The organism is Xylanimonas oleitrophica (assembly GCF_003244315.1).
Taxonomy (GTDB): Bacteria; Actinomycetota; Actinomycetes; order Actinomycetales; family Cellulomonadaceae; genus Xylanimonas_A; species Xylanimonas_A oleitrophica.
In genome coordinates this window covers 31,913-57,229 of sequence record NZ_QKWH01000010.1, presented here as the reverse complement: position 1 = coordinate 57,229, position 25,317 = coordinate 31,913, and the positions used below count along the sequence as shown (strand labels likewise).

24 protein-coding genes are annotated in these 25,317 nt (G+C 71.3%); 11 read left to right on the top strand and 13 right to left on the bottom strand.

What is annotated here, in order from left to right; translation table 11 throughout:
- Positions 1–84: 84 nt before the first annotated feature.
- The 7 genes from DNL40_RS12030 to DNL40_RS16480 are packed head-to-tail and all read right to left on the bottom strand — an operon-like array spanning position 85 to position 8,042.
- Positions 85–771, bottom strand: coding sequence for a response regulator (locus DNL40_RS12030; protein ID WP_111251509.1), 687 nt, complete (start codon positions 769–771; stop codon positions 85–87).
- Positions 768–3,320: a DUF4118 domain-containing protein gene (locus DNL40_RS12025; RefSeq protein WP_111251508.1), complete on the bottom strand. Its 2,553-nt coding sequence runs from the start codon at positions 3,318–3,320 to the stop codon at positions 768–770. Before DNL40_RS12025 ends, DNL40_RS12030 begins: the two co-directional genes overlap by 4 nt.
- A gap of 14 nt (positions 3,321–3,334) precedes the next feature.
- Positions 3,335–3,976, bottom strand: coding sequence for a potassium-transporting ATPase subunit KdpC (gene kdpC, locus DNL40_RS12020; RefSeq protein WP_111251507.1), 642 nt, complete (start codon positions 3,974–3,976; stop codon positions 3,335–3,337).
- A gap of 2 nt (positions 3,977–3,978) precedes the next feature.
- The gene (gene kdpB, locus DNL40_RS12015) at positions 3,979–6,141 is read right to left on the bottom strand and encodes a potassium-transporting ATPase subunit KdpB (protein ID WP_111251506.1); all 2,163 of its coding nucleotides are present in this window, start codon (positions 6,139–6,141) and stop codon (positions 3,979–3,981) included.
- Positions 6,138–7,805 carry a potassium-transporting ATPase subunit KdpA gene (gene kdpA / locus DNL40_RS12010; RefSeq protein WP_111251505.1) on the bottom strand — a complete coding sequence of 556 codons (1,668 nt, stop codon included), beginning with the start codon at positions 7,803–7,805 and terminating at the stop codon, positions 6,138–6,140. The genes kdpB and kdpA overlap by 4 nt, the downstream gene beginning before the upstream one ends.
- Before the next feature lie 7 nt (positions 7,806–7,812).
- Positions 7,813–7,905, bottom strand: coding sequence for a K(+)-transporting ATPase subunit F (gene kdpF, locus DNL40_RS12005; RefSeq protein WP_111251504.1), 93 nt, complete (start codon positions 7,903–7,905; stop codon positions 7,813–7,815).
- On the bottom strand, positions 7,902–8,042 hold the full coding sequence (locus DNL40_RS16480; protein ID WP_179951064.1) for a hypothetical protein: 141 nt from the start codon (positions 8,040–8,042) through the stop codon (positions 7,902–7,904). Before DNL40_RS16480 ends, kdpF begins: the two co-directional genes overlap by 4 nt.
- A 311-nt stretch (positions 8,043–8,353) precedes the next feature.
- Here DNL40_RS16480 and DNL40_RS12000 point away from each other — a divergent pair, with 311 nt between their 5' ends.
- Positions 8,354–9,667, top strand: a complete 1,314-nt coding sequence (locus tag DNL40_RS12000) for a TrkH family potassium uptake protein (protein ID WP_342766649.1) — start codon at positions 8,354–8,356, stop codon at positions 9,665–9,667.
- 28 nt (positions 9,668–9,695) lie between these two features.
- On the opposite strand, the gene DNL40_RS16905 is transcribed toward DNL40_RS12000, so the two are convergent.
- Positions 9,696–9,818 (bottom strand): hypothetical protein, encoded by a 123-nt coding sequence (locus DNL40_RS16905; protein ID WP_281268459.1) that lies wholly within the window; start codon positions 9,816–9,818, stop codon positions 9,696–9,698.
- Positions 9,819–10,207: 389 nt separating this feature from the next.
- Between DNL40_RS16905 and DNL40_RS11995 the strand changes: the two genes are divergently transcribed.
- From DNL40_RS11995 to DNL40_RS11950, 10 genes are all read left to right on the top strand, one after another.
- Positions 10,208–10,870: an ABC transporter ATP-binding protein gene (locus tag DNL40_RS11995; RefSeq protein ID WP_245885884.1), complete on the top strand. Its 663-nt coding sequence runs from the start codon at positions 10,208–10,210 to the stop codon at positions 10,868–10,870.
- Complete coding sequence (locus tag DNL40_RS11990; protein ID WP_111251503.1) at positions 10,867–11,679, top strand: hypothetical protein; 813 nt, start codon at positions 10,867–10,869, stop codon at positions 11,677–11,679. The genes DNL40_RS11995 and DNL40_RS11990 overlap by 4 nt, the downstream gene beginning before the upstream one ends.
- Positions 11,680–11,714: 35 nt before the next feature.
- Positions 11,715–12,071, top strand: coding sequence for a hypothetical protein (locus DNL40_RS11985; protein WP_111251502.1), 357 nt, complete (start codon positions 11,715–11,717; stop codon positions 12,069–12,071).
- A gap of 166 nt (positions 12,072–12,237) precedes the next feature.
- On the top strand, positions 12,238–12,993 hold the full coding sequence (locus tag DNL40_RS11980; protein WP_218926056.1) for a helix-turn-helix transcriptional regulator: 756 nt from the start codon (positions 12,238–12,240) through the stop codon (positions 12,991–12,993).
- A gap of 708 nt (positions 12,994–13,701) precedes the next feature.
- Positions 13,702–14,295 (top strand): VOC family protein, encoded by a 594-nt coding sequence (locus DNL40_RS11975; protein WP_111251501.1) that lies wholly within the window; start codon positions 13,702–13,704, stop codon positions 14,293–14,295.
- A 305-nt stretch (positions 14,296–14,600) separates the two neighbouring features.
- Positions 14,601–14,921 carry a transposase gene (locus DNL40_RS11970; protein WP_179951063.1) on the top strand — a complete coding sequence of 107 codons (321 nt, stop codon included), beginning with the start codon at positions 14,601–14,603 and terminating at the stop codon, positions 14,919–14,921.
- 60 nt (positions 14,922–14,981) lie between these two features.
- Entirely contained in the window at positions 14,982–15,641 is a 660-nt protein-coding gene (locus DNL40_RS17040; protein WP_111251499.1) for a DDE-type integrase/transposase/recombinase, read from the top strand.
- Positions 15,642–15,895: 254 nt separating this feature from the next.
- A complete protein-coding gene (locus DNL40_RS11960) occupies positions 15,896–16,627 on the top strand; it encodes a response regulator transcription factor (protein WP_111251498.1) in 732 nt (243 codons plus the stop codon).
- A gap of 134 nt (positions 16,628–16,761) precedes the next feature.
- Positions 16,762–18,150, top strand: coding sequence for a sensor histidine kinase (locus tag DNL40_RS11955; protein ID WP_245885883.1), 1,389 nt, complete (start codon positions 16,762–16,764; stop codon positions 18,148–18,150).
- 56 nt (positions 18,151–18,206) lie between these two features.
- Positions 18,207–19,517 (top strand): DUF3500 domain-containing protein, encoded by a 1,311-nt coding sequence (locus tag DNL40_RS11950; protein WP_245885882.1) that lies wholly within the window; start codon positions 18,207–18,209, stop codon positions 19,515–19,517.
- Between the two features lie 904 nt (positions 19,518–20,421).
- Here DNL40_RS11950 and DNL40_RS11945 read toward each other — a convergent pair.
- Genes DNL40_RS11945 through DNL40_RS16475 form a run of 5 tightly spaced genes read right to left on the bottom strand, consistent with a single transcriptional unit; the run spans position 20,422 to position 25,022 of the window.
- On the bottom strand, positions 20,422–21,345 hold the full coding sequence (locus DNL40_RS11945) for an LLM class F420-dependent oxidoreductase (RefSeq protein WP_111251495.1): 924 nt from the start codon (positions 21,343–21,345) through the stop codon (positions 20,422–20,424).
- Positions 21,342–22,589 carry an aminotransferase class I/II-fold pyridoxal phosphate-dependent enzyme gene (locus tag DNL40_RS11940; RefSeq protein ID WP_179951062.1) on the bottom strand — a complete coding sequence of 416 codons (1,248 nt, stop codon included), beginning with the start codon at positions 22,587–22,589 and terminating at the stop codon, positions 21,342–21,344. The genes DNL40_RS11945 and DNL40_RS11940 overlap by 4 nt, the downstream gene beginning before the upstream one ends.
- Positions 22,586–23,728 carry a 3-dehydroquinate synthase family protein gene (locus tag DNL40_RS11935; RefSeq protein WP_179951061.1) on the bottom strand — a complete coding sequence of 381 codons (1,143 nt, stop codon included), beginning with the start codon at positions 23,726–23,728 and terminating at the stop codon, positions 22,586–22,588. Before DNL40_RS11935 ends, DNL40_RS11940 begins: the two co-directional genes overlap by 4 nt.
- A gap of 20 nt (positions 23,729–23,748) precedes the next feature.
- Positions 23,749–24,630, bottom strand: a complete 882-nt coding sequence (locus tag DNL40_RS11930) for a phosphotransferase family protein (protein ID WP_245885892.1) — start codon at positions 24,628–24,630, stop codon at positions 23,749–23,751.
- A gap of 2 nt (positions 24,631–24,632) precedes the next feature.
- The gene (locus tag DNL40_RS16475; protein WP_179951060.1) at positions 24,633–25,022 is read right to left on the bottom strand and encodes a 4'-phosphopantetheinyl transferase family protein; all 390 of its coding nucleotides are present in this window, start codon (positions 25,020–25,022) and stop codon (positions 24,633–24,635) included.
- Positions 25,023–25,317 lie beyond the last annotated feature (295 nt).

The window sequence follows — 25,317 nt, the reverse complement described above, 5'->3', positions numbered from 1 at the left end:
GCCGTCGACTTCTTCGCGGTGACGTCGAGGCCGTTCGGTCCGGCCGCTGTCTGGGGTTGTCGCCCGGCGACTCGGCCGCTTCGGCTACACCTCGAATCGGTACCCGGCCCCGGGGTGGGTGATGATGTGCCGCGGGTGGGCGGGGTCCTTCTCGAGCTTGCGGCGCAGCTGGGCGGAGTAGACCCGCAGGTAGTGGGTCTCGGTCTCGTACGCGGGCCCCCAGACCTCCTGGAGCAGCTGGGTGCGCCCGACCATCCGGCCGCGGTGGCGGACCAGGACCTCGAGCATCGCCCACTCGGTGGGGCTGAGCCGCACCTCGGTGCCGGCGCGCTCGACCACGCGGCGGGCCAGGTCGATGTGCAGGTCTCCGGCCTCGACTACGGGCTCGTCGTCCTCGGTGACGGGTGCGGCCCGCCGCACGGCTGCGCGCAGGCGCGCGAAGAGCTCGTTCATCGCGAACGGCTTGGTCACGTAGTCGTCGGCGCCGGCGTCGAGCGCGTCGACCTTGTCCTCGCCGAGCTGGCGCGCCGACAGCACGACGATCGGCACGCGGCTCCAGCCGCGGATCCCGGCGATGACGTCGAGGCCGGCCAGGTCGGGCAGGCCGAGGTCGAGGACGACGACGTCGGGCTGCGTCGTCGCGGCGGCGTCGAGCGCCGCGGTGCCGGTGGCCGCGGTGGTGACGTCCCAGCCGTGGGCGCGCAGGTTGATGGCGAGCGCGCGAGCGAGGCCGGCATCGTCGTCGACGACGAGGACCCGGTGGCTGCTCATGGGGCGCTCCCGAGCGGCGCCGGCGTGCGCACGTTCGCACGCGGGACGGTGACGACCATCGTCAGCCCGCCGCCGGGGGTGTCTTCGGCGGCGACGGTGGCGCCGACCGCGCGGGCGAGCCCGTCGGCGACGGCCAGGCCGAGGCCGAGGCCGCCGCCGGTGGTGTCGCCGAGGCGCTGGAACGGCACGAACATGGTCTCCTTGCGCTCGTCGGGTACGCCGGGGCCGGTGTCGACGACGCGCAGCTCGACGTCGTCGGGGCCCTGCGCCGCCGCGACCCGGACGCGGGTGCCGGCCGGTGCGTGCCGGACGGCGTTGGACACCAGGTTGGCGACGACCCGTTCGAGCAGCCCGGCGTCGGTGCGCACGAGCGGCAGGTCCTCGGGCACGTCGAGGTGGACGTGCGCCAGCCAGGGTTCGACCGCGACCGGCACCACCTCTTCCAGGGACGTCGCGCGCAGCACGGGGCGCACGGCTCCGGTCTGCAGGCGGGACAGATCGAGCAGGTTGTCGATGAGCCGCTCGAGCCGGCGGGTGGACTCGGCGAGGGTCCGCTCCAGGGCGGCGGTGTCCTGGGGGTCGAGGGTGACGTCGGGGGCGGTGAGGCCGTCGACGGCGGCGCGGATGGCGGCCAGCGGGGTGCGCAGGTCGTGGGAGACCGCGGCCAGCAGGGCGGTGCGGGTGGCCTCAGCCTGCTCGAGCGCGGCGGCGTGGGCGGCCGTCTCGCGCAGCCGCCGGTGCTCGAGCACGATGCCCGCCTGGGCGCCGAACGCCTCGACGGCCTGCCGGTCGCTGGCCGGCAGGGCCCGACCCTGCAGCACGAGCCGGTGGTCGTCGTCGATGCGGATCTCGGTGTCGGCGTCGTGGTGCCCGGCCGCACCGGCGGTGCGGTGCGCGGCGGCGACCGTGTCCCACGCGCGCCGCTCGCCGGAGCGCTCCTGGAGCCGGACGGCGTCGAGCCCGAACGTCTCGGCGAGCCGTTGCACGATGGCCTGCGCGGTGTCGTCGCCGGACAGGACCGAGCGCGACAGCGCGGCCAGCGTCGAGGCCTCGGCGCGGGCGCGGTAGGCCTCGACCGTGCGCCGGGCGGCGAGGCCGACGACGGAGGCGACGGCCATGCCGACGACGACGAAGACCGCCAGCGCGAGCAGCTCGCTCGGGCGGGCCACGGTGAAGCGGCCGGTGGGCTCGGTGAAGAACCAGTTGAGGCACCCGAACGAGACCAGCGAGGCGGCCAGCGCGGGCCACAGCCCGCCCAGGAGCGCGACGCCGACGACGAGCGCGAGGAAGAACATCAGCGGGCTGGACAGGTCGTGCGGCGCCCGGTCGGCCGCGAGGAGGAGCGCGGTAAGACCGATGGGCCCGAGCGCTGCGCCGGCCCAGCCGAGCACGCGCCGCACCGGCGACAGCGTGGACCACCGCGCCCGCGACCGTCGCCCGGCGCCGGCGCCCTCGTGGTCGACCAGGTGCACGTCGATGCCGTCCGACAGCCGCGCGATCTCGGCGCTGGTGGACCCGAGGAACGCCTGCCGCCAGCGCGAGTGCCGCGAGACGCCGACGACGACCATCGTGGCGTTGACTCCGCGGGCGAAGTCGACGACGGCGGTCGCAACGTCCTCCCCCACGACGGTGTGGAACGTGCCGTCGAGGGACTCAGCGATCTCCCGCTGACGGGCGATCGCGGCGGGCGTGGCCGAGGGCAGCCCGTCGGTGGGCAGGACGTAGACGGCGAGCAGCTCGGAGCCCGCGGCCCGCTGCGCGATGCGGGCGCCGCGGCGCAGCAGCGTCTCCCCCTCGGCCCCGCCGGTGACGGCGACGACCACCCGCTCCCGCGCCGGCCAGGTGCCGGTGATGGCGTGGTCGGAGCGGTAGCGGGTCAGGGCGTCGTCGACCCGGTCGGCCAGCCACAGCAGGGCGAGCTCGCGCAGCGCTGTGAGGTTGCCCTCGCGGAAGTAGGAGCGCAGGGACGCGTCGATCTGCTCCGGCCGGTAGACGTTGCCGTGCGCCAGGCGGCGGCGCAGCTGTTGCGGGGACAGGTCGACGAGCTGGATCTGGTCCGCCTCGCGCACCACCTGGTCCGGTACGGTCTCGCGCTGCCGCACCCCGGTGATGGCCTCGACGTCGTCGGTCAGGGACGCCAGGTGCTGCACGTTGACGGTGGTGACGACGTCGATCCCGCCCTCGAGCAGGTCGTGCACGTCCTGCCAGCGCTTGGCGTGCCGAGAGCCCGGTGCGTTGGTGTGCGCGAGCTCGTCGACGAGCGCCACCTGGGGTGCGCGCCGCAGGACGGCGTCGGTGTCCAGCTCGGTCAGGGCGGTGCCGCGGTAGGTCACGGTGCGGCGCGGGACCACCTCGAGGTCGCCGAGCTTGGCCGCCGTGGCCTCCCGGCCGTGCGTCTCGACGAGGCCGACGACGACGTCGGTGCCGCGGGCGCGGCGACGCTCGGCCTCGTCGAGCATGGCGTAGGTCTTGCCGACGCCGGGCGCGGCGCCGAGGTAGACCGTCAGCCGGCCCTTCCTCGGCGTCGCGCCCGGCACATCGCTGGTCATGGGGTGATCGTGCCTCACCCGAGGCCCTGCAGCGCGAGGTTGAGCCGCAGCACGTTCACGTGCGGCTCGCCCAGGACGCCGAGCGTGCGGCCCACGGTGTGCTCGGCGACCAGCTCCCGCACGTCGTGCGAGGTCAGCCCGCGCGCAGCGGCGACGCGCTCGACCTGCAGCGCGGCGTAGGCGGGACTGATGTCCGGGTCGAGCCCGGAGGCGGACGCCGTGACGGCGTCGGCGGGCACCGCGGCGGGGTCGACGCCCTCCGCGGCGGCGACGGCGGCTCGGCGCTCGGTGATCGCCCCCACGAGGTCGGGGTTGTTCGGTCCGAGGTTGGACCCGCCCGAGGTGAGGGAGTCGTACCCGTCGCCCGCGGCCGAGGGCCGCGGGTGGAACCATTCGGGCCCGGTGAACGCCTGGGCGAGGCGGGCGGAGCCGGCGGCGTCGGCGGGCGTCGTCGTGCGTTCCCCAGCAGCGTCGAGCAGCGACCCGTTCGCCTGCCAGGGGAACACCGCCTGGGCGATGCCGGTGACCGCCAGGGGGTAGGCCAGGCCGAGCAGGACGGTGAAGGCGAGCAGCACGCGCAGGCCGGCCAGCGAGTGCCGCCAGAGGGCGGCCAGCCCGGAGGCGACGGTCGGGGCCGGGACGGAGGTGGTGGTCATGGTCAGACTCCGGGGATCAGCGAGACGAGGAGGTCGAGGAGCTTGATCCCGACGAAGGGGGCCACCAGGCCGCCGAGGCCGTAGACCAGCAGGTTGCGGCGCAGCAGGGCGTCGGCCGCCGCGGGCTGGTAGCGCACGCCGCGCAGGGACAGCGGGATGAGCGTCACGATGATCAGCGCGTTGAAGACGACGGCCGAGAGGATGGCCGACTCGGGCGACGACAGCCGCATCACGTCGAGCACCTCGAGCTGGGGGAACACGCCGGCGAACATGGCGGGCAGGATCGCGAAGTACTTGGCGACGTCGTTCGCCACCGAGAACGTGGTCAGCGCGCCGCGGGTGATGAGCAGCTGCTTGCCGATCTCGACGATCTCGATGAGCTTGGTCGGGTCGGAGTCGAGGTCGACCATGTTGCCGGCCTCTTTCGCGGCCGACGTCCCGGTGTTCATCGCGACCCCCACGTCCGACTGCGCCAGGGCCGGGGCGTCGTTGGTGCCGTCGCCGGCCATCGCGACCAGCCGTCCGCCGTGCTGCTCGCGCCGGATGTAGGCCAGCTTGTCCTCCGGGGTCGCCTCGGCCAGGAAGTCGTCGACCCCGGCCTCGGCCGCGATCGCCTGCGCCGTGAGCCGGTTGTCGCCGGTGACCATGACGGTGCGGATCCCCATGGCGCGCAGCGCGTCGAACCGCTCGCGCATGCCCTCCTTGACGACGTCCTTGAGGTGCACCACGCCCAGCACCCGCGCCGGAGCCTGGCCGGTCTGCTCGGCGACCACCAACGGGGTGCCCCCGGAGCGGGAGACGTCGTCGACGTACCCGGCGAGCTGGGCGGCGTCGGCCTCCGTGACGTGCGCGCCGGTCGAGTGCAGCCACTGGCGGACCGCGGAGCCGGCGCCCTTGCGCAGCCGGTAGGCCTCCGGCTGGTCGTCGGTGCCGAGGTCGAGGTCGACGCCGGACATGCGGGTGTGCGCGGTGAACGGGACGAGCTCGGCGCCGGCGGGCAGCGCCTGTCCCGGCTCCAGGGCGTCGTCGACCAGCTCGACGATCGAGCGACCCTCGGGGGTCTCGTCGGCCAGCGACGCGAGGCGCGCGGCGGCGGCGAGCTCGTCGTGGCGCACCGTGCCGACCGGCAGGAGGCGCACGGCCCGGCGGTTGCCGTAGGTGACGGTGCCGGTCTTGTCCAGCAGCAGGACGTCGACGTCGCCCGCGGCCTCGACGGCGCGGCCGGACATCGCCAGCACGTTGCGCTGCACGAGCCGGTCCATGCCCGCGATGCCGATCGCGCTCAGCAGGGCACCGATCGTCGTCGGGATGAGACACACCAGCAGGGCCACGAGCACGAGCACCGGCTGCTTGTGCCCGGAGTAGGCCGCGAACGGCTGCAGCGTGGCCACGGCCAGGAGGAACACGATCGTCAGCGAGGTCAGCAGGATGTTCAGGGCGATCTCGTTCGGGGTCTTCTGCCGCTCGCTGCCCTCGACCAGGGCGATCATCCGGTCCACGAACGTGGACCCGGCCGGGGCGGTGATGCGCACCACGATCCGGTCGGACAGCACCACGGTGCCGCCGGTCACAGCGGACCGGTCACCGCCGGACTCGCGGATCACCGGCGCCGACTCGCCGGTCACCGCGGACTCGTCCACCGATGCGACGCCCTCGACGACGTCGCCGTCGCCGGGGATCGTCTCCCCCGCCTCGACCACGACGACGTCGCCCACGCCCAGCGTCGACGACGGGACGACCGTGGTCTCGAGCAGGTCGAGGCGGGTGCCGGTGTCGAGGGTGTCTTGCGAAGCGACGACCTTGCGCGCCGTCGTCGCGTGCTGCGTGGCGCGCAGCGTCGAGGCCTGCGCCTTCCCGCGCGCCTCGGCCACCGACTCGGCCAGGGTGGCGAAGCCGGCGGTGAACCAGAGCCAGACCGCGACCCACCAGGCGAACACGGTGGGCTCGAGGATCGCGAGCACGGTCGTCAGCACCGCGCCGACCTCGACCACGAACATCACCGGCTGGTGGACCAGCGAGCGCGGGTCCAGCTTGCGCAGCGCGCCCGGGAGGGCCGCACGGACCTGCGCCCAACTCAGCCCGCGGCCGGAGGGCACCCGCGTCGGGTGGTGCGGGCCGCCACCGCCCGCGGGCGCGGTGGGTACGGTGCTGGTCAGGATGCTCATGACAGGGACTCCACGACGGGACCTAGGGACAGGACGGGCACGAAGGTCAGGCCGACCACGACGAGGGCGACCGCCCCGACCAGGCCCACGAACAAAGGGCGGTGGGTCGGCAGGGTGCCGGCGGAGGCGGGGACGGCCCTCTGGGCCGCTAGCCGCCCGGCCAGGGCGAGCACGAGCGCGATCGGGACGAACCGGCCGATCAGCATCGCCAGGCCGAGCAGCGTGTTGTAGAAGGGGGTGCTCACGGTCAGGCCGGCGAAAGCCGAGCCGTTGTTGTTGCCGGCCGAGGCGAAGGCGTACAGCACCTCCGACAGACCGTGCGGGCCGGCGTCCTGGATGCCGTCGAGGCCGGCCGGGAGCACCGCCGCGAGGGCGCTGCCCACTAGCACGACGGCGGGGGTCGTCAGGACGTAGAGCGCCACGAGGGTGATCTCGCCGCGGCCGATCTTCTTGCCCAGGTACTCGGGCGTGCGGCCCACCATGAGCCCGGCGACGAACACCGCGACGATCGCGAGCACGAGCATCCCGTACAGGCCGGCGCCGACTCCGCCCGGTGCGACCTCGCCCAGCAGCATGGTGAAGAGCACGACGCCGCCTCCCGGTGCCGTCAGCGAGTCGTGCATCGCGTTGACCGCCCCGGTCGAGGTGCCGGTGGTCGAGGCCGCGAACAGGGCCGACGCCGCCAGGCCGAACCGCGTCTCCTTGCCCTCCATCGCTGCCCCGGCCGCGGCCGGCGCCGCGCCGGGGCCGGCGAGCTCGGCCCACGTCGTCAGTCCGACGGCGACGGCCCACAGCCCTGCCATCACGCCGAGGACCGCCCAGCCCTGGCGGCGGTCGCCGACCATCAGGCCGAAGGTGCGCGGCAGCGAGAACGGGATGACGAGCAGCAGGAAGATCTCGAGCAGGTTGGTCAGCGGGTTCGGGTTCTCCAGCGGGTGGGCCGAGTTCGCGTTGAAGAACCCGCCGCCGTTGGTGCCCAGCTCCTTGATCGCCTCCTGCGAGGCGACCGGCCCGCCGAGCGCGTGCTGGGTCCCGCCCTCGACCGTGGTGATCGCGGTGTGCGGGTCGAGGCTCTGCACGACGCCGTTCGCCACGAGGACCAGGGCCGCCACCGCGGCGATCGGCAGCAGGATGCGCACCACCCCACGAGTGAGGTCGGCCCAGAAGTTGCCGACGCGGGCGTCGGTGCCCGAGCGGGCGAACCCGCGCACCAGCGCGATCGCCACGGCCATCCCCACGGCGGCCGAGACGAAATTCTGCACGGCCAGGCCGGCCATCTGCAGCAGGTGGCCCGCGGCGGCCTCGCCCGAGTACCACTGCCAGTTGGTGTTGGTGGTGAAGCTGACCGCGGTGTTCCAGGCCCCGTCCGGGTCCAGGCCCGGGAGGCCGAGGCTCCCGGGCAGGTGCTCCTGCAGCCGCCCGAGGCCGTACAGCAGGAGGACGGAGGCCAGCGAGAAGCCCAGGAGCGAGAACAGGTAGGTGCTCCACCGCTGCTCGGCGTCGGGGTCCACGCGCACGAGGCGGTACCAGGCACGCTCGGCACGGGTGTGGCGGGGCGAGGCGTAGACGCGCGCCATGTACGCCCCGAACGGCGCGTGCACGAGCGCGAGAGCGGCCAGGAGCAGCCCGACCTGGCCCAGGGTGATCCAGACGGTCGACGTCATGACCGGCTCACCTCACCCTGTCGCCGCGCAGGAGAGCGACGAACAGGTAGCCGAGGAGGCCGCACGTGACGGCCAGGCTCACCCAGTCCAGCGCCGTCATCGTTCGCTCCCGTTCTCACGGGAGGCGGTGCCCCGGGAGACGGCGGTGGTGGCGTCGGCCCGGCGGGCGACCAGAGCCACGGTGACGAAGAACGTCACCGTGAGCAGGGCGTAGACGAGGTCTGTCATGGCTGTCATGGCCCCAGGTCTATGCCCGCCCGCGTCCGCTGCCGGGTCGCACTGACGGTTCCCTGACGCCGGCCCGGGCGGCCTTGACGGAAGCCTTGCGGGTGGGCGGCGCGCGGTCCCCCGCCGGGGCGGCCCCCACGGCCCGCCGCGCAACTTTGACGGAACCTTGACGGGGTCCACGGGCGCCGGGGCCCCTCCGCACGGCTGGTCTGCGTGGAGACTGATCCTTCGTGTCCGAAGAACCCGTCCGCCCCCGGAGGCGACGAGGTCTGCCCTCCTCCACCCCCGGGATCCGACGACGACCCGCGCAGGCCGTCACGGTGGGCTTCCTCGCCACGATCGCCGTCGGAACGCTGCTGCTGACGCTCCCCGTCTCGGCCGCCGGCCGATCCGCATCCCTGCTGGAGGCGCTGTTCACCGCGACCTCGGCGGCGTGCGTGACGGGACTCGCCGTCGTCGACACCGAGACGTTCTGGACCCCCTTCGGCCAGGCGGTGATCCTGGTGCTGATCCAGGTCGGCGGCTTCGGCGTGATGACCGTGGCCTCGCTCCTCGGCCTGCTGGTCTCCCGGCGCCTGGGGCTGAACACCCGCATGGTCGCGGCGGAGTCGACGCACGGCGCAGGCCTGGGCGAGGTCCGAACCGTCATGCTCGGCGCCCTGCAGTTCACGATCGTCGCCGAGGTGCTGGTCGGCCTGTGCGTCGCCGGCCGGCTGGCCACGGCCTACGGCGAGAGCCCCGGGCACGCCCTGTGGTCCGGGTTCTTCCACGCCGTCTCCGCGTTCAACAACGCAGGCTTCTCCCTCTACTCCGACTCCCTGGTCCGCTTCGTCGCCGACCCCTGGGTGTGCCTTCCGATCTGCGCGGCCGTGATCGTCGGCGGGCTCGGGTTCCCGGTCCTGCTCGAGCTGTGGCGCCTGCACCGGTCCGGACGACGCCGCGTGCTGCACTGGCACCGGTGGAGCATCCACGCCCGCCTGACGATGGGCACGACGGCGGCACTGCTCGTCCTCGGCTCCCTGTTCGTGCTCGCGGCCGAATGGGGCAACCCGGGGACCCTCGGCCCGCTCGACGCCGGTGGCAAGCTCCTGGCCGCGTTCACCCAGGCCGTGATGCCCCGCACGGCGGGGTTCAACTCCGTGGACGTCTCGCAGATGAACAACGGGACCTGGTTCGTCACCGACGCCCTGATGTTCATCGGCGCCGGCAGCGCCGGCACTGCGGGCGGCATCAAGGTCGGCACGTTCGCCCTGCTGGCGTTCGCCATCTGGGCCGAGCTGCGCGGCGACCCGGACGTCACCGTCCTCGACCGGCGCGTCGCGTCGGCCACCATCCGGCAGGCGCTCACCGTGGCGTTGGTCGGGGTGGCCGCCGTGGTCGTCCCGACGATGATCATGACCGCCACGACCACGACGTTCACGCTCGACCAGATGCTCTTCGAGGTCACCTCCGCGTTCAGCACCACCGGACTGTCGACCGGCATCACCGCGGACCTGCCCGGCTGGCACCAGCTCGTGCTCGTCGCCCTGATGTTCCTCGGCCGCCTCGGCCCCATCACCCTCGGTTCGAGCCTGGCGCTGCGCGAGCGGCAACGGCTCTACCGCATGCCCGAGGCCCGGATGATCATCGGCTGACCACGCCTGCCGGGCAAGATCGCGCGGGTCAGCCGTTGATGACGAGCTCGAGCAGCGTGCGCAAGCCGATGCGCACCAGATCCTGGTTGTGGGCGACGAGTGCGACCTTGCGTAGGCGAGGCGAGAGCCGGTAGCGGGACGATCCCGGCATAGTGCGCTCCTCCCGTGACAGATGGTGCTGCCAGCCTCCGGGGTCGCCGCGTCGCCATCATCCGCCGCAGGGAATCTTCCGGCCTACGCCCGCGGGCGTAGGCCGTGTCCGGGAGCCCGACGGCTCTGGCGTCGCATACCTCGACGAGCTGGCTCGAACGCTCGTGCACCACGTGTGTCGTGCGTGCGCTTTCGACCTTCGTGATCCCCGCACCTACCAACGTTTCTAGCGGCAGGACCTGGGTCCGGCTGGACTGGGCTGCGACGGACGTTCAGGCCAGACCCGTGTGGAGGTCTCCATGAACGGCAGCGACAAAGCTCAGACGCGACGCACGAACGGAGAGGGTGACCATGATCGAGGTCCACCGCCTCACGAAACGGTATGGGGCGGTGACGGCGGTCGATGGCCTGTCGTTCCAGGCTCCCGACGGCCAGGTGACCGGCTTCATCGGACCGAACGGGTCAGGCAAGTCCTCGACGATGCGGGCCGTCGCCGGGCTGGACCGACCCACGGCCGGAAACGCCACGGTCGACGGCGCACCGTTGCGTGAGCACCCGGTGCCACAGCGCACGCTCGGCGTGCTGCTCGACGCGAGTCGCATCCCGGCGAGCATGACGGCACGCGCGCACCTGCGATGGCTGGCTGCGGCCGGAGGCCTCGACGACCGGCGGGTGGACACCGTGCTGCAGGCGGTCGGTCTCGCGCACGCCGCACGGCGCCGGGTAGGTGCTTTGTCCCTGGGCATGCGGCAGCGACTGGGGATCGCAGCGGCCCTGCTCGGTGACCCCGGCACGCTCCTGCTGGATGAGCCGGTCAACGGGCTCGACCCGGACGGCGTGCGCTGGGTGCGGCACCTGGTGCGCAGCCTGGCCGCCGAGGGGCGCAGCGTCCTGGTCTCCAGCCACCTGATGGCCGAGATGCAGCTGACGGCCGACCGGGTCGTCTTCATCGGCGCCGGGCGACTGCTGGGCGAGCTCGACATCGCGGATCTGGACGAGGGCACGTCGCTCGAGGATGCCTACGTCCGTCTCACAGCGGGTATGGCCCGGTGAACGCCCGGAAGATGCCGGCCGAGCGGGTGCCCTCACCGGGGTGGCCGGTGACCCTGCGCTCGGAGTGGCGCAAGCTCGTGGCTCTGCGGGGCGTGCTGCTCGGGGTCGGGGCGATCTTGGCCGTCGCGGTGGTGGTGGGGTTGTTCATGGCGACCGTCAGTGACCCGGCCGACGTCGAGGTCGCAGACGGGCAGAGCCAGTACTCCGCAGTGTTCTTCAGCTCGGGCCTGACCATCTGGGCGTACGCGTTCCTCGCCGCGACGTTCCTGGCGATCGAGTTCCAGGGGGCGGGCGAGTCCACGTTCGTCGCCACGGCCCGTCGAGGACGCGTCCTGGTCTCCAAGCTCGTCCTGATCGGCATCGGTGGGCTGGTCGTGGGCCTGCTGACCTCCGCGCTGTCGCTCGCCTCCATCCAGAGCGTGCTCACAGCGCGAGGGCTGCAGACGCTCGACCTGAGCGACCCCGCCGTCATCCGCGCCCTACTCGTCCTGGTTCCGGTCTCGATGGCCGTCCAAGGGCTTCTCGCCGCATCCTTCGCGGTGCTGGTGCGCTCGGCGGCGCTCGCCGTCGTCGTCACCGGTCTGATCTCGATCCTGCCGGTGCGGATCGCACCCATCCTCGGGGAGACGTACTCCGCGACGGTCCCGCGCTGGCTGCCGGGCGCGGCTGTGGAGTCCCTGGCCGGCGTCGCCGAACCAGGCTCGTACGGCTACCTCGCCATGCCCCTCGCCGCACTGTGCGTGCTCGCCTGGCTCGCCATGGCGTCGACGGCCGCCGGATGGCGCCTACCCCGCACCGACATCCGCTGACCCGCCCACCACGAAACGACAGGACGAAACTCCCCATGGCCAGTATCAAGCTCAACCCCGCCGCGGACCACGAGCAGGTGATCGATCGCGTACGTGAGACATTCGAGGCGCGCGACTACCACTGGCAGGAGGTCGAGCCGGGGCGCGCGACCGCGAGCGAGGGCGGTAGGCCCGTCAAGACGTCCGCGATTCCGGTCTCGCAGCGCCTGCGCGTGGCCGTGCAGCTCGACCCCGGCTCCGACACGCTCCACCTGACCCGCGAGACCCTCGGCGCCGCATACGCGGCCGGCACGCCCGGCGGCGGCTTCTTCTTCGTCCGCCTCGGGCAGCGATTCCGCAAGATGGTCAAGGCGACGCGCGAGGACCTCGCCGCCGCCGGTCTGGCAGCCTGAACGCGTGAGAGAAAGTCACACGACCTCGACGGCCAAGGACGCCGACGTCGGCACTCGCGTCGACCGGGAGAGGACCTGGCCGGCACTCGGCCTGACCGTCGCCGCCCTCCTAAGCCTGGTCATAGGCCTCGTCGCTTTCCCCACGGCAGCACCCATCCTCATCGCGATGACGGTGGTGCACCTGGCCGTCACGACGCTCGGATACCTGACGCCTCACCGCCCAGTGCTGTGGGCGGTGGTCGTCGCGGTCGTGTCGCTTGCCTCGACGCTCCTCGACCCGCGTGTGTCCGAGCTCGTATACAGCGGCGCGGTCCCCTGGATCGCCCTCGCCATCGCCATGGCCGCCCTGAACCTGTACCGCCGCGCCGACGACTGGCTCGCAATCAGCATGGGAACGTGCGCCCTGGTGCTCGGCTCAGTCAGCATCGTCGCAGTGAGCATCCGCGAAGGCACCCCGCCGACCCAGGCAGTCCTCGCCGGCAGCGTGCCGTTCTTACTCGGCATGCTCATCGCGATGCAGCTGCACCTGCACGACGCTCGTACCGACCGGGTGGGCCGCCAGCACGGCCCCGCCGCCACCGTCGCGACACCCGCCACGCACCGCCCCCACCCCGGTCCGGGGGCGCCCGAGGCAGCGCAACGAGCCATCGACACCCTTACCCGACGGCTCGAGGAGCTTGCCGCCACGGCCGCGCACATGCCCCGCGACGACCCGCACGACCGTCCGGCTATGCCAGACCTCCCTGACCGGGAGCGAGAGATCCTCCGCCTGGTATCGACCGGCGCCTCCAACGCGGCCATCGCCCGCAACCTCTACCTCAGCGAAGCGACCGTCAAGCAGTACGTCTCCAGGCTCATGCGCCGCTTCGAACGCGAGAACCGCACCCAACTCGCCCTGCTCGCCGCCCGGTGGTTCGAGTAGGACGCGGCAGGCCACATCGGAAGCATCCAGCAACCCTTCGGAAAGAGCGCAGGAGACCGAGGGGCCACCCAGGGCGTCGACCTCTTCCCACCACGACCTTCCTTCATGAACGCCGCGACGGCGGCCAGGGTGACGGCCAGCAGGGCGGGCAGTTGCGGCGCCGTCGTCGAGACCGGGGCTCCGACCGCTGACGGTGCATCGAAGACCGTCACCGGAGAGCTGACCGATGGGACGCAGACCGTCACCTGGCGCGTCGTGTCCTTCGACCGGCACCGATCGACGGCAGATACTCCTTCACCTACGACGCGCCAGAACGGTCCGCTGCGCAGGCGCCGCCCTCGTCTCCTGCCCCGCCTTCGCCGGCGGAGATGGCGGCGGGCCCGCAAGAGCCGGGAACCTCCGCAACAGATCAGCAGGTGCTTCCGCAGGATCCGACGTCGTCCAGGACGGACGACCGCCTCGCCCACCATCTGGATCCTCGGCGGGACCGTCGCAGCGATCGCACTCCGGGCAGTCGTGACGGGCGTCCTCCGTCGCCGCGTGGTCTCCCCCCGGTCTGACGCATCCTGGCTCACCGGTGAGCTGACGGACTCACGATCGCGGACAACGAGGCCCGGACTACTAGGCCTAGAGATCGCGCGGATGGCTGCAGCGGTCAGGACCGTGTGCGCCGGGTGGTCCTATCTGTGCGGGACGTAATGTGGCGCGATGACGCTTCCCCGCACGATCCCGCTGCTGCCCTGCTCCCACATCGACGAGATCGAGCCGTTCTTCGCCGCCATGGGGTTCCGCACCACCTACCGTCAGGTGCGCCCCTACCAAGCGCTCGCCGTAGCCGGTCACGGCATCGACCTGCAGTACTACGGCCTGGAGGGTCACACGCCCGAGGCCTCGCACAGCTCTTGTATCGTCATCGTCGAGGACACCGGGCCGATCTGGGATGAGCTGGCCACCGGGCTGCGCGAGGCCTACGGCCGCCTGCCGGTCAAAGGCTTCCCGCGCATCACGCGGCCCAGGGCCCGGAAGAACGTCGGCGGGCTGAGCGGGTTCAGCCTCGTCGACCCGGCCGGCAACTGGATCCGCTTCTTCCGCGACGGCAACGCCGAGGACGCGACCGCCGCAATGAGCAGGCTGGGTGAGGCCGTCCAGAACGCCGTCGTTCTCGCGGACAGCAAAGGCGACGTGCCCCAGGCCTCCCGCATCCTCCAGGGTGCACTCCGCCGCGCGCCCGAGGACGACCCTGCGCAGGCCGAGGCCGAGGCCTTCCTGGCAGAGCTGGCCGAGCGGCTCGCGGAGGACTGAAGCCGGGCAATACCTGGCCGACGTCTCCCGTCCGCCAAAACTGCCCGATCAGTTCGACTGCTAGCGATCATGAACCGCGACGGCTCGTCCCGCTGGGGGCGCAACTGGGGGCTTACCACTCTGACCGCGGGCGCACACCGACGAACGCCCACGCGCGCCGTTGCGCCATTCGACGAGCGTTCTCGCACGTCAGACTTGATTCGGGACGAAGCGGTCGCAGGTTCAAATCCTGTCACCCCGACCAGCCGAAAGGTGTCGCCCCCCGGGTCTTATGGAGCCTCTCATTCCACGGAAGGATGAGAGTCATGGCTGCACCGAGGAAGTACCCGGACGAGCTGCGCGAGCGTGCGATCCGGATGGCTATCGATCTGCGACGTGACCCGGCGACCCGCAAGGGCGCGCTGGCACGGGTAGGTGAGCAGCTCGGGATCAATCCAGAGACGCTGCGCAACTGGGTGACGCAGGCCGAGGTCGACGAGGGGTACCGGCCGGGAACGACGACGAGTGGTGCGCAGCGGCTGGCGGAGTTGGAGCGGGAGAACCGTGAGCTGCGGCGGGCGAACCGCATCCTGCGGACCGCGTCGGCTTTCTTCGCGGCGGAGCTCGACCGCCCGTCCAGCAAGTAGTCGCTTACATCGACGCCCGCCGCCGCGAGGTGATCGAGGGGCGCCCCTCGGGGTCGAGCCATTACGTACTGCCGCAGGTTCTCCGGCTGGGTCTACGCCGCCTTTGTCACGGACGTCTTCTCCCGCCGGGTGGTCGGCTGGCAGCTGTCGAGGTCCCTGCGGACCGACCTCGCCTTGGACGCCCTGAAGATGGCGATCTGGACCCGCACCCGCGACGGGCAGGACGTGACCGGTCTGACGCACCACAGCGATAAGGGCGTTCAATACGTCACCATTCGCTACACCCAGCGTCTCGCCGAGGCCGGCGTCGTCGCCTCGGTCGGATCCACGGGCGACTCGTATGACAATGCCGGCGCAGAGGCGTTGAACTCACTGTTCAAGGCCGAACTCGTGCGCAACAAGGGGCCCTGGAGGAACATCGATGACGTCGGCCAGGAGATCGCTCAGCGGCAGGCAACCACCCCTTCGCACGCGTCCGAGAGCCGCGGCCATCAGCGGGGCGAGCAGCGTGGACATCACGCGGACGTAGCCGGGCATGGTGCGGAAGATCTCGGTCCTGGCGGCGACTGCGTTGATGACGCCGGCGAGCGGGCCTGGTTCGGTGGCGGCCAGGTGGGCGGCGCAGTGGTGGTTGGCGACTTGGATCCCATTCGCGTTGCCGCGGAGCGACCTCTTCGCGCTCGCTGGGCACATATCTGGGTATCTAGTTCTGAGGCGTAGCCTTCTTGCGCGTCCCCGTGTAAGGTGCATCAACCAAGGTCAGAGGCTTGCGAAGCGGCATACGACTTCTTCGCGCGGACCTCGGGACTGGTGGGGCGGCAGTCTCGAGAACGACGCTCGGCTGCTCCTCGACATCGTGCGTCAGGGATGCAGTGCTCCCGACGCGGGCGTCACTAGGCTTCTCATGACCGTGCAGATGCCTCGTGGCGTGCCGCAGATTGGTGGCAAATCCAAGGAGATCGGAAAGCCTGCTCATGACGTCACCATCCTCGCGCCCGACACCGCTGACCCGACCGGATGGATCGCCGATCCGTGCGCTCGTCGTCGACGACGAGGCCAACCTCAGCGAGCTGCTGCGCATGGCCATGAGCAACGAGGGGTGGGACGCGCGGACCGCCGGCAACGGGCAGGAGGCGTTGAACGTCATCAGGGAGTTCGGCCCGGACCTCCTCGTGCTGGACATCATGATGCCCGGCCTGGACGGCATGGAGGTGCTCACGAGGGTGCGCGCCGCAGGCAACAACGTCCCGGTGCTGTTCCTTACCGCCAAGGACGCCGTGGAAGACCGGATCGCCGGGATCTCCGCCGGTGGCGACGACTACGTCACCAAACCGTTCAACCTGGAGGAGGTCATCGCCCGGCTCAGGGGGATGGCGCGCCGTCACATAGCCGCGATCGCGGACAGTGACCGTCGCCTGCGCGTCGGGGACCTCACCCTGGACGAGGAGGCGTACGAAGTCGAGCGACGGGGAACGCCCATCAGGCTGACCGCGAAGGAGTTCGAGCTCCTCCGATACCTCATGCAGAACCCGCGCCGGGTGCTGAGCAAGACGCAGATCCTCGACCAGGTGTGGAGCTACGACTTCGGCGGGAACGGCAGCGTCGTCGAGATCTACATCTCCTACCTGCGTAAGAAGATCGACACCCTGGGCGATCCGCTGATCCACACGGTGCGAGGCGTCGGATACACCATCAAGGTGCCATGACGGGCCGCAGGTGGACGCTGCGCCGCAAGCTCCTCGTGGGCACGAGCGCACTCGTCGCTGCCGGGTTCCTGGTCACGAGCTTCGCCACGATCCTCGCCCTGCGGTCGTTCATGCTCGATCGGCTGGACGAGCAGGTGCTCGAGTCCGTCGACCTGGCCATCGGCCCCGGTGGCGCCGACGGTGTCCCGGACGACACCGAGCCGCCCGGCGAGGGAGCGCCAGGCCAGACCGGCGGGAGCCTGCCGGACGAGGGGCCGGCGCCGCGAGTGGGTTCCTTGCAGGCCGTGCTCGGCCCGGACGATGTCGCCGTCAGCTCAAGCTACACGCGCGCCGACGGCGTCGAGATCGCGCTCACCGAGGGTGAGGTCGCGATCCTCTCCGCCGGCGTCAAGGGCGACCGCATCCCGGCGACCGTGGACCTGGGCGCACGCATCGGCTCGTTTCGCGTGGCGGCGCAGACCGTGGACGACCAGACGGTCATCGCAGGGAGCTCACTCGACGACGTCACCGCGACGACCAACGCGCTCATCGCGATCCTCGCCTGTGTCGCCGGCCTCACCCTGCTCCTTGCCGTCGTCGGGCTGTCGCTGCTCGTCCGGCGGAACCTTCGCCCCCTGGACCGTGTCGCCGACGTCGCGCAGCGCGTCACCACCCGGCAGCTCGACGACGGCAACGTCGACATCCCCGACCGGGTGGACCCGAGAGACACCGACCCCGACACCGAGGTCGGTCGGGTCGGGACCTCGCTCAACGACCTGCTCGGCCACGTCCAGGCGAGCCTCACCTCGCGTCAGCACAGCGAGGATCAGCTTCGGCGGTTCATCGCCGACGCCAGCCATGAGCTTCGCACGCCGCTGGCCAGCATCCGCGGGTATGCGCAGCTGTCGCTGCGCGAGGACGCACCGATGACTCTCACCCAGCGGCGATCGTTCGACCGGATAGAGTCCGAGGCCGAACGGATGGCCGCCCTCGTGGACGATCTGCTGCTCCTCGCACGGCTGGACGCCGGTCAGCCGCTAAGCGTCGAGGACGTGGAGCTCACCTTGCTCGCCGTCGACGCGGTCAGCGACGCCCACGCCGCCAACCCGACTCACGACTGGAGGCTCGACGTGTCGGAAGACCTCATCTCCGTGCCCGGGGACGCGAACCGCATCCGACAGGTGCTGGCTAACCTCCTGCGCAACGCTGCTGTCCATACCCCGCAGGGGACGACGGTGACGACATCGCTCGGCCACGACACCAACCACGCGATCCTGCGAGTGACCGACACCGGACCGGGCGTCGATCCGGCCGTGACGGACCGCCTGTTCGACCGCTTCGCGCGCGGCGACCGCGCACGAAACCGCGAGACGGGCAGTACGGGGCTCGGTCTCTCGATCGCGCACGCGATCACGGCCGCGCACAACGGAACCATCACCGTCGACAGCGCACCCGGTCACACCGTCTTCACCGTCCGTCTACCACTACGGGAGGCTTCATCCAGCCCGACGACGGCGGCACAGGAACCGCCCCGGGTTTCATAGGAACGTCCAAGGTTCGTGCAAGGGTCCGCTTGGCGGAGCCGACCACCATAGTGGACATGCACACGACGAACCCACTCTCCCGCCCCCGCCGCATCCGCCCCTCCTCGACGACCCGCCGCGCCGGTCCCGTCACGACCCTCGTCGCCGGCATCTCCCTAATGTCGATCGCCCTCACCGGCTGCGCGGTCGGATCACAGACCAGCACGTCGGTCACGACGAGCAGCAGCACCTCCACGTCGCAGGAGGAGACCACCACCGGTGCAACCTCCGCGACGACCACCGGCACGGGTTCGGCGACGACCACCGCCGACACCATCACCGGCACCACGGCCGCCGCCGAAGCACTCCTCGCCACGCTGAGCGAGGAACAGCGCGAGCAGGTGCTCTACGCCTACGACGACGAGACCAAGACCACCTCGTGGTCCAACTTCCCGGTCACGTTCGTCGAGCGCGCCGGCCTGAACCTCGCCGACCTCACCGAGGAGCAGAGGACCGCCGCTCTCGCCGTGCTGGAGTCGCTGCTCAGTGACGAGGCCTACGCGACAGTGACGGGCATCATGGGCGGCGACGAGTACCTGCTCGAAAACAGCTCGAGCACCGAGGACTCGCTCGGGCAGTACTACATCGCGTTCTTCGGCGACCCCTCCGACACCAGCGCGTGGGAGGTGCAGTTCGGCGGCCACCACCTCGGCATCAACGCGAGCCTCGACGGTTCCGTCGGCGAGGTCACCTTCGCGCCGACCCACCTCGGCGTCCAGCCTGCGATCTACACCGCCGAGGACGGCGAAGAGGTGCAGCCGTTCGACGGCATCTACACCGATGCGTTCGCGTTCTTCGACAGCCTCACCGCCGAGCAGCAGGCCACCTTGACGTCAGGAGACGTGAGCATGTGCTCGCCGAGCGACACCTGCGACTTCGCCACCGGCTCCGGGCTCACGGGCGCCGACCTCACCGACGAGCAGAAGCAGTTGCTCCTCCAACTCGTCGCGAACTGGGCCGGCATGGCCGACGAGGAGACCACCGCGGCCGCTCTCGACGAGATCGAGGCGACCCTCGACGAGACGGTCATCGCATGGTCCGGCGAGACCACGTACGACATGAGCACCGGCGACGGCATCTCGTTCTCCATCTCGGGCCCGAACGTGTACATCGCGTTCCAGGCCCAGCAGGGCTCCGCCGGCGCAGACGTCGACGGCGTGACCACCTCTGGCTGGGGACACGTCCACACCATCTACCGCGACCCCACCAACGACTACGCCGGCAGCGTCACCCAGCAGGCCGCGTCAGGCGGGATGCGCGGCCCCGGAGGCGGCCCCGGAGGTGGCCGCGGAGGCGGCCGCGGTGGCACCCCTCCGTCGAACGGCTGACGTTCGGGCCTCGGTCGTCGGCCGCCACTCCCGTGGCGGCCGACGGTTCCGCCGTTGCTCGAAAATCGCATGCGAGACAGCCCCGCCGGTCGAGAACTCTCGGTGTGCCGGGGCCCGCGGCATAACGTAGCCGTCCCGCTGCCTCGCCGCGTGGCGTGGTGACTTACTTCACGCACCTGTGGCCGGGCAACTTCACGATCGCGTTCTTCCTCGAGGCCCTGCCAGTCCAGCCAGTCGCCCGCCTCGTGATGCTCCACTAACACCGGCACATCGATGCCTCGACCGGCCAGGAGGGCGACAACTAACCGTCAACCAAGGCGCCGCCGCACTCGGACTGGCGGTGCACGTCACAGAGCAGATGGACGCCTCCAGGCGGAGGGACGTCCCTGACGCGAGTCGAGAAGCGCGACCGACAGCGGGACCGCGGACAACGACTCCCTTCGGCACCGGCGTGCCCGCCTGGACCACGACAGTGTCGAGACCTAGTCCACCCACGACGGAGCGGAGCAAGAACAGTCCGGACCGGCAGGTCCCGAGCCTTGTTCGCCCGCCCGCTCCGCGACCCGCTGCCGGCTTACCGGCTCGACCGTGGGCGGACTTCTGCGTACTGCGACAGCCGGAGAATCGCGGATCTACCTGTATTTTCGCAGGTCAGTCTTCATTCGGGACGAAGAGGTCGCAGGTTCAAACCCTGTCACCCCGACCAGCCAGTCAGGGCCGCTGACCTAGGTATTTGCTCGGGTCAGCGGTCTTTGCGGTTTGGCCCGGGAGACCTCTTCGTGGCCGCTGCTGGCTTGACTGGGGGCCTATCGAGAGCACGCGACCGCTTCGCCGCTGCGCCATCCGGCGCGTTTGGCCAAGTCAGGAGCTTGCGAGCCGGGTCGCTCGCCGGCCCAAGTTCGAGTCAGAGCCGATCTCGGACATCCCGGGCGACAAGGTCCAGGTGGTCCAGGTCGTGGATGTCGAGCATCTGCAGGTAGACGCGCGACACCCCCGCGGCCGCGATCTCGTGCAGCCGGTCCACAGCCTCCGTGACGGTTCCACCGATGCCGAGACGTCGTACGTCAGTGAGGTCCTGCCCGGTCCGGGCCGCACGCCTCGCGGCGTCCGCCTCAGTCGCTCCCACCACGGCCGGGAGTACCACCGAGTGGACCAGCCGCCCCCGCTCCCGTCCGGTGGCTCGCACGCCGTCGTCAACCGACCGGACCCGGGTCGCGATCGTACTGGGGTCCGGAAAGTCCTGGTTGAACTCGTCCGCGAACCTGGCCGCGAGGGCCACGGAGCGCGGTCGGCCCTGGCCGCCCATGACGAGAGGGACGTGCGGCTGGACGGGCTTGGGCAACGCGGGCGAATCCACGAGGGTGTAGTGAGTCCCGGAGAACGAGAACGTCTCGCCCACGGGCGTACCCCACAGGCCCGTGAGGATCTCGAGCTGTTCCTCGAGCAGCCCGAACCGGCGGGCGGGGAACGGGATGCCGTACGCCCGGTGCTCGGCCTCGAACCAACCGGCACCCAGGCCGAGCTCAACCCGGCCGCCGGACATCTGGTCCACTTGCGCCACCTGGATCGCCAGCACCCCCGGGTGGCGGAACGTCGCAGCGGAGACCAGCGTGCCGAGCCGGATCGTCGACGTCTCACGGGCCAGGCCCGCCAAGGTCGTCCACGCGTCGGTCGGACCGGGCAGGCCCTCCCCGCCCATGGCCAGGTAGTGGTCGGACCTGAAGAACGCACCGAACCCTAGCGCCTCCGCGGCCTTCGCGGCACGCAGCTGGTCGTCGTACGTCGCCCCCTGCTGGGGCTCGGTGAAGATGCGCAGGTCGAGCGTCATCGCCGCCGCTCTCCCGCGAGTGCGGCGAGCGCGCTGACCAGCGTGTCCATCTCCTCGTCCGTCGCGAGGAACGCGCTGTGGTGCAGCACCACGCTCGACGCGGCGATCGCCTCCGCCGCAGGGTAATTGCGGTCACGGTGCAGCTCGTCGAACTCGGCCGCCTTGTCCGCGATCGCGGGCACGGAACCGACGTTGAGCAGGCTGCTGCCGACGAGCGGGTGCCTAGGCAGGTAGGAGCGGAGCCCGGTCGTCTCGCGCAGCCGCCCAGCAAGCCGCGCAGCCTCGCCCGGTGCGGCGTCGGCGAATCGGATGGGGATCTCGTACAGGGACAGCCGGGTCTGTTGCTCGGGCGGCACTGGGACCGACACACCCGGTATGCGCTCGCACTCCTCGACGAGGCGGAGATAATTGCCGTTGCGGATGTCGTGCTGCGCATCCAAGAGCTCAAGCTGGGCGCAGGCCAGCGCCGCGGCGAGGTCGTTCATGCCGAAGTTAGAGCCCATGATCCCGGCCGTCTCGGCGAGGGCCATGTCGCCGACCCGCACCTCTCCGGCCGGCCGCCAACTGCGGGAGTCCGCGCGCAGCTCCTCCAGCCGCGTCCGCCACGACGCGTGGCGCGAGACGACCGCGCCGCCCTCGCCGACGCTGAGCACCTTGGCCTGCTGAAGGCTGAAGCAGCCCAGGTCGCCGAGCGCCCCCGCGGCACGGTCGCGCCAGAGGGCGCCATGCGCCTGGGCGGCGTCCTCGACTACCGGCAGGCCGGCCTCCGCGGCGACGGCGAGGAGGGCGTCCATGTCAGCCATCGTGCAGGCCCAGTGCACGACGATCACCGCACGGGTCCGCGGCGTCAGCGCGGCACGCAGGGCCTCCGCAGTCATGGTGCCGGTGCGGGAGTCGACGTCGCACACCACCGGGACGTATCCCGCCCGGAAGACCGCTGTCGCAGTTGCGACCCAGGTCAGCGCGGGCACGACGACGTGCGACCCCGACGGGAGCCCGAGCGCCGTCAATGCCATTACCAGCGCGCTCGACCCGTGGTCCGTCGGCACGACCGTCGGAACCTCTAAGTACGCGGCGAACTCCCGCGCGAACCGCTGCTCGAACAGCTCCGGCGCGTCCTGTGTGACGATGCTACTAATCGCCCACCGTCTGCTGTGCAGCGCCTGGATGACGTAGCGGTCCGCGTTCGGCGGAACGATCGGCCATGCGCCCCAGGCCTCCCGCACGGTGTCGAGATCGTTCAACGTTCCTCCATGAGTTGGGCCAGGCACCGCCGCACTAGGTCGGCGGGCACCGGGACGATCGGCACGGACGTCTCGCCCGCGACGCGACCAGCGTCGGCGAGGAGCACCATGCCGACCTCGTCTTCGGCGAGGGGGCGGTAGCCGCGCTTGTTGTCGCGCAGCGCACGCTCGACAACGACGGCGACGTCGAGGTCGGGCGGCGCGTTCCGGACGACGCCGAGGGGCCGCAGCAGCTCGTCGTGCAGTGCGTATGCGTCGACATTGAGGCCGGTCATTACCCGGGCGACGTCGGCGGCCACGAGCATCCCCCAGCCGACGCTCTCCCCGTGCGGCCGGGGCGTCACGGCCGATGTCTCGATGGCGTGCCCGACCGTGTGGCCGTACTCGAACACGAGGGCGACGCCCTTCTCATCCGGGTCGGCCGCGAGGAACGGCGCCTTTGCCCGGATGCCGATGTCGAGCAGGGTCATCAGGGAGCCGGATGGGTCGGCGTCGAGGCCCTCGACGGCCGCGACGAACCTGCCTGCGTCCTCCGGCACGACGGCGACGACGTTCTTCGCCATTTCGGCGAGACCCGTCATGAGCAGCGTGCGGTCCACCGTCTCCAGCCATCGCAGGTCCACGCCGACGAACGTCGGGGTTCGGAACAGGCCCAGCGCGTTCTTCACGCCGTCGAGGCTGACTGCCTGCTTGCGCGACAGGACGGCGTCGAATGCGCCTACGGGCGTGGTCGGCAGGTGCACGATCGGCACACCGCGAAAGGCGAGTCCCGCAAGCATCCCCGCGAGATTCTCGACCAGGCCGCCCCCGACCGAGACCACCGACGAGGACCGGGACATGCCCGCGGCGAGCGCCCGACGGGCGAGCTCGTCGACAGTTGCAAGGCTCTTCGCGGACTCGGTCGCGTCCACCGTGAGCAGCGCCGATCGACGGCCCCGGGCCGCGAGCAGGTTCCGTACCCGGTTGGCGACGCCGGCGACGTTCCGGTCGGCGACGACGACCACAAGCCCCGGAGGAACGACCTCAGCGACGCGGTCGACCAAGCGATCCTCGCAGTCGACGCCGTAGGCGAGTGGGGTGGTCTCGTGTCCGAAGGGGAAGTCGACCTCGACGAGTGTGCCCGCCTCCGGGGACGGCATGGCCGTTGCGAGGTATGTCGTCATCTGAAGTGCTCCTCCGACAGGGCGCCCAGAAGGCGGGCATGCCACATGTGGTATGACTCGATGAAGTGCTGGTCGCGGGAGACCTCGTCGAGAATCCGCCGGTGCATCAGCAGGTGGAATCCCGCGCCGATGGCGGGGGCGAGCCGGACGGCTCGTCTCAGGCGGTCGGCCTCCAGGACCGGGAGCCACTGCTCTGCGCAGGCGCTCAGGGCGCCCGGTTCGCCGTCGGCGACAGGCTGCGCCAGGTCCACGAGCGGGAACCCGACAAACGCGTCGGTCCAGTCGATGAGCCGCCAGCCGTTATCGGTCCACAGGGCGTTGCCGAGCTGGAAGTCGCCGTGCACCACCGTGTCGGGCAAACCACACTCCTCCACGGCCCGGCAGATCGCGTCCAGCACCGGCAGGGCCGCCGCCAGGCGGTCGGCACGCCGTGCGTCGAACGCGTCCGACCTCGCCAGCAGAGCCTGCACCTCCGCAGCCATGCTGCTCGGCGACCGACGTGCCAGGCCCGGCACGTCGTTAGGGTTGATGTCCGCCACCTCGCGCTGAAGACGCGCGAGCGCGCCGAGAGGGTGTGCGGACGCCCTCCCCGCGCCGGGGGTGAGGTCGCGCGTGACGAGCCATCCGTCTCCCCACCCGACGACCTCAGGCACGAGCCCACGCACGCGGCCGTGGAGCCAGCCCGTGGTGGCGCCCTCCTGCTCGAAGATTCCGGGGACAGCCTTGTACCACAGCACGCCGTCGGTGGTCGCAACACGCACGACCAGCGACAACGCCCAGCGGCGCACCACCTCGGGTTCTCCCGTAATCCCCACGCCCAGCCCTGCAAGCCGCGCCCGCATCGTGGCGACGCCCTGTCCGTCAGCCGCGAGCCGCATCGTCACTCCTCTACCTCCCCCACGTCACCAGATCGGACCGCTACCGCCGCCGCGTACCCGGCGGGCGCGTCGAGGGGCGCGAGAAGCCAGCCACTGGTGCAGCGCGTGCCGATCGATGTCCCGAAGTACGGCTGGGCGACGCCGTCAGTGATCCCGGTCCCCGTGGCCTTCAGGTAGGCCTCCTTCATGACCCATAGCCGCGCGAAGCGGCGGCGACGCTCGTCCGGGTCCGCGAAGGCGGCGAGCTCGCCCGCCTCCCGCGGGTCGAGGAGGCAGGCCACCGCATGCACGGTCGGCCCGTCCGGGAGCCGCTCGACGTCGACGCCGACGGGGTCGACGCTCACCGCCACCGCAACCACGCTCCCGGAGTACGACAGCGAGAACTCCGGCATGCCGACACCCGCGAGCCGCGGACGACCGTGCGGGCCCAGACAGCGGGGGCACCGGTCTCTGGTCATCCGGAGGGCGGCGGGGTCACGTCCCGTGACCTCGCTCAGCACCCGGCGGAGCACCACGTGGGCGTTGACGAAGCGTTCTCGCGCGCTCGTGGTGGTGAACGCGGCTGCGCGGAGCAGCTCCTCGTGGTCGAGGACGTCCCTCGCCTCGTCCGGCGGCACGCCGGGTCCGGACGCGAGCCAGCACGTGGCCTGTGAGGTGCGGGTCCGGATGTCCTGCCGCGTCGTCGGG